This is a genomic window from Polynucleobacter sp. 35-46-11, assembly GCF_002281105.1.
In genome coordinates this window covers 1-2,287 of sequence record NZ_NCFJ01000411.1, presented here as the reverse complement: position 1 = coordinate 2,287, position 2,287 = coordinate 1, and the positions used below count along the sequence as shown (strand labels likewise).

Below are 2,287 nucleotides of genomic sequence, written 5' to 3'. Positions count from 1 at the left end.
CAAACCCGCTGGTATGGGCAAATGATTGATGAGGCCAAGGGAAGTTATGGATTTGGTTACGACCCGCACTTCCTTTTGCCTGAGCTCGGCATCACTGCCGCAGAACTAGAATCTTCAGAGAAGAATCTCATTAGCCACCGTGGCCAAGCATTACGCGAACTCATTGCAAAACTTCAAAGCCGTGCTGAACACGCTTAATCCCGTTTTGGCCACTACGCCAAAACTCACCGCCCTACCCCCGCTGTCTTTGTACATTCATTTTCCGTGGTGCGAAAAGAAGTGTCCTTATTGCGACTTCAATTCACATCAAATTAAAGATGTGGTGAATACGTCAAGCGAAAAAATATCTCAAGGCTTTGATGAAGCACGTTACATCAAAGCGCTCATTACCGATCTCGAAACAGAGCTACCTCGCATCTGGGGTCGTCAAGTCCACAGCATCTTTATTGGTGGAGGTACACCTAGCTTGTTATCTGCTGATGGTATGAATGGATTGCTCTCTGCCATTCGGGCACGGGTAAACCTAGAGCCCGATTGCGAGATCACTATGGAAGCCAACCCAGGCTCAGTGGAGACTGATAAGTTTGCAGGCTTTGCTAGGGCGGGAATCAATCGCGTCTCTTTAGGCATTCAGAGTTTTCAGGATGAGCAGTTAAAAGCCTTGGGACGTATTCATAATGGCGAAGAAGCCAAGCGCGCGATTGAGATTGCCTTGCAGCACTTCAAGTCGGTCAATTTAGATCTGATGTACGGCTTACCTAATCAAACCCTGGAAGCTGCTAAAGCAGATATTGAAACTGCGCTCTCCTTTAAGACTCCGCACCTATCTTTCTATAACTTAACGCTTGAGCCCAATACCTACTTTGCCAATTTCCCACCAAAGCTACCCAATGAAGATCAGATTGATGCGATCTTTGAGCAGAATTTAGCTCTTCTTGAAGCGGCTGGCTATAGACGGTACGAGGTCTCTGCCTACGCCAAGAAAGATCAAGAGTGCAAACACAATCTTAATTACTGGCGCTTTGGTGATTACATCGGAATCGGTGCGGGAGCCCATGGCAAGATCTCCTTCCCAGACAAAATTACCCGACAAGTGCGCGAGCGCCACCCCGAGACTTACATGCAAGCAATGGAAAGCAAAGGCAATGCCTTGATTGAAGCTAGGGAGATTCCAAGTAAAGATCTTCCTTTTGAATTCATGCTCAATACATTGCGCCTCACTGATGGTGTAGATACCATCACCTTTAGCGAGCGCACAGGCTTGCCACTAAATGTAGTTTCAAAAGGATTGGATGAGGCCTGCAAAAAAGGTTTATTAGATTCAAATCCCAGCAAGCTTAAGGCTACCGAACAGGGTTTGCGTTATCTGAATAATTTACAAGAGATGTTTTTGTAAGAACTATCTACAGATATAGGAATTGAATTACTTTCCTGTCCAGACGGGTGGCTTCCCATCCAAAAATGCAGCAACCCCATTCTTAAAGTCCTCACTGCCATAGCACTCCCGAATCAAATCGCTGCAATCCGGCAAGTTGTTCTTCATTATTCTTGTTAGAGTTTGCTTAGTAGATTTTTGTGTGATGGGCGCTAACTTCATTAAACGCTCTGCCAACTGATTTGCTTCATGCTCAAGTTCTTCAGCAGGATAAGTAGCCAATAGATAGCCCTTCTGTAGTAATTCTGGTGCAGTCACGAGCTCAGCTAATAGCAACATGCGTTTGACAATATTCACATCAAGGTGCGCAACAAGCCAAGCAACATTAGCAGCGGATAAACAATTACCTAAGGTTTTGGCAATAGGGACTCCAAAGCGCGCATCTGGCGTAGAGATACGAAAGTCACAGCAACTCGCAATAGCAAGTCCACCACCTACTGCCATGCCATCAATGACAGCGATGGTGGGGATAGGCAACATGGCTAATGGAGCAAGGTAGCCATCAATTTCCTCTTCATACTGAATGCCGTCCTCACCATCCTGAAAAGTAGAAAACTGGGCAATGTCACTGCCAGATACAAAAGATTTACCACCGGCGCCGCGCAGAATGGCAACTCGTACCGAGGAGTTCTTAGCCAAATCTTGGCAAATGCTCTTTAAGCTTTGATACATCTGGGCAGTCATGGCATTTCGCGCAGCTTCATGATCAAAGGTAATCAATGCCATACCATTACGAAGCTCTAAATGAACTTCGGCAAGTGACGGCGTTTTGGAAGCTTCGGTATTAGCCATGAAATTGATCAATGAAGCCTAGTAAGTAGGTGCACAACAAGGTCTCTCTATTTGTTTTAT

Annotated in this window: 3 protein-coding genes; 2 read left to right on the top strand and 1 reads right to left on the bottom strand. The window is 45.7% G+C overall.

Going from position 1 to position 2,287, the window contains the following annotated elements; translation table 11 throughout:
- Together B7Y67_RS15680 and hemW are read left to right on the top strand one after the other, a co-directional pair.
- Window positions 1-198: non-canonical purine NTP pyrophosphatase (locus B7Y67_RS15680; protein ID WP_293599435.1), on the top strand; the 198-nt coding region annotated here is incomplete at its 5' end.
- Window positions 164-1,396, top strand: a complete 1,233-nt coding sequence (gene hemW / locus B7Y67_RS15675; protein ID WP_293599434.1) for a radical SAM family heme chaperone HemW — start codon at window positions 164-166, stop codon at window positions 1,394-1,396. The genes B7Y67_RS15680 and hemW, both read left to right, overlap by 35 nt.
- Before the next feature lie 27 nt (window positions 1,397-1,423).
- Here hemW and B7Y67_RS15670 read toward each other — a convergent pair whose 3' ends face one another.
- A complete protein-coding gene (locus tag B7Y67_RS15670) occupies window positions 1,424-2,227 on the bottom strand; it encodes an enoyl-CoA hydratase/isomerase family protein (RefSeq protein ID WP_293599433.1) in 804 nt (267 codons plus the stop codon).
- Window positions 2,228-2,287 lie beyond the last annotated feature (60 nt).